This is a genomic window from Nocardia farcinica (assembly GCF_029867845.1).
GTDB classification, from domain to species: domain Bacteria; phylum Actinomycetota; class Actinomycetes; order Mycobacteriales; family Mycobacteriaceae; genus Nocardia; species Nocardia farcinica_A.
The window spans coordinates 1-1,847 of sequence record NZ_JARWRU010001057.1 but is presented as its reverse complement, the minus strand read 5'-3'; the positions used below and the strand labels follow the sequence as shown (position 1 = coordinate 1,847).

General features: G+C 74.8%; 3 protein-coding genes. All 3 read left to right on the top strand.

The window, feature by feature from the left end:
* Positions 1–292, top strand: a 292-nt coding sequence (locus QH283_RS23370) for a D-alanyl-D-alanine carboxypeptidase (protein ID WP_280505089.1), incomplete at its 5' end; no start/stop codon positions are given.
* Between the two features lie 13 nt (positions 293–305).
* Positions 306–1,421 (top strand): zinc-dependent metalloprotease, encoded by a 1,116-nt coding sequence (locus QH283_RS23365; protein WP_280505088.1) that lies wholly within the window; start codon positions 306–308, stop codon positions 1,419–1,421.
* Between the two features lie 70 nt (positions 1,422–1,491).
* The coding region (locus tag QH283_RS23360) for an ATP-binding protein (RefSeq protein ID WP_280505087.1) at positions 1,492–1,847 on the top strand (356 nt) is incomplete at its 3' end.

Genomic DNA, 1,847 nt, shown 5'->3' with positions numbered 1-1,847 from the left:
CACCGCCGACCCCGAGCACGCCAGGCTCACCCCGCTGCTGGACGCGCTGCCCGTCGCGGGCGCGACCGGTTCGCTCAGCTCCCGTTATGTGGAGCAGAACCGGGAGGGCGCGGGCTGGGTGCGCGCCAAGACCGGAACTCTCACGGTTGCCAGCACGTTGGCCGGGTATGTGCTCGATAGAGACGGTCGGGTCCTGACCTTCGCGTTGATGTCGAACGATCGGCCGCCGGAGGTGAGCAGACCGGCGTTGGACGCCATCGCGCGCACATTACGCAACTGTGGATGCTCGTGACGGGTGGTTGACCATGTTCGAAGGCGCTGACGGGGCAGAGGACACGCGCGGGCGGAGCGCGCCCGACGAGCGGGCCGCGCGCGGTCCCGGCCTGTCGGCGCCGGTCGACTGGCGACTGGCGGCCCGCACCGGCGCCGCGCTGGTCCCGGCCGGACCGAGCACCACCAGGGCCGCCGCCGAGCAGGTGGTGGCCGAACTCGCCGAGGCCTCGGTGCGCGCCGAGAGCCCGGTCCGTGAGGTGAGCGGACTGCTCGACGACCAGCCGATCCCGCAGGCCAGGATCGTCGACCGCCCGGGCTGGATCGCCGCCGCCGCCGACTCCATGGCGGTGCTCACCGGCCCCGCCGCACCGCAGACCGGCCTGTCCGGGAAGCTGGCGGGCAAGCCGGCGGGCGTGCAGGCGGGCGCGATGCTGGCGTTCCTGTCCACCGCCATCCTCGGCCAGTACGACCCGTTCACCGGCCCCGACGGCACCCTGCTGCTGGTGGCGCCCAACATCGTCGCCGTCGAGCGAACGCTGCGCGTCTCGCCCGCCGACTTCCGGCTGTGGGTGTGCCTGCACGAGGTCACCCACCGGGTGCAGTTCTCCTCCGCGCCCTGGCTGGCCGGTTACATGCGCGAGACCGTCGACGTCTTCGGCGACATCGGCGACGACACCGTGGCCAAGATGCTGGCCAGGCTGCTCGACGAGGTGCGCGAGCGCAGGCGCGGCGTGGTCGCCGACGACCCGGCCACCCGCGGCGTCATCGGCCTGCTGCGCGCCAGCCAGGCCGAGCCACAGCGCGAGGCACTGGACCGGCTGCTCATGCTCGGCACCCTGCTCGAGGGCCACGCCGATCACGTGATGGACGCCGTCGGCCCGGCCGTCGTGCCCACCGTCGCCCAGATCCGCGCCGCTTTCGACCGGCGCAGGCAGCGCCCCGCCAACCCGGTGCAGCGGTTGCTGCGCGCCCTGCTCGGCATGGACGCCAAGATCGCCCAGTACGTGCGCGGCAAGGCCTTCGTCGACCACGTGGTCGGCCGGGTCGGCGTCGGCGAGTTCAACGCCGTGTGGACCGATGCCACCACCCTGCCGCGCACCGACGAGATCGAGGACCCGGACCGGTGGATCGCGCGCGTGCTCGGCTGAGCGGTCGCGACGCCCGGCGCGAGCCGCCTGCCCGGGCCGTCCCGGCCGGGTCGCCGCCGGACAGCGCCACATGAGCGACGGCCGCTTCCGGCTGCCGGAAACCCCGGCCGCGCTCGTCCTGCGCCGCGCCGTGCGCTCGTGGCTGGCCGAATTCGTCACACCCGGCATGCCCGCGGTGGCCGTCGCCCTGTCCGGGGGCGCGGATTCGCTCGCGCTGACGGCCGCCACCGTCGTGGAGGCAGGCGCGAAGGGCCTGCCCGTGGACGCCCTGACCGTCGACCACGGCCTGCAAGCGGGCTCCGATCGGGTCGCCGCCGAGGCCGCCGCCACCGCCCGCTCGCTCGGCGTCCGTTCGGCGCGGGTGCTGCCCGTCCGGGTCGGCGCCGAAGGCGGGCTGGAGGCCGCTGCCCGCACCGCCCGCTACGC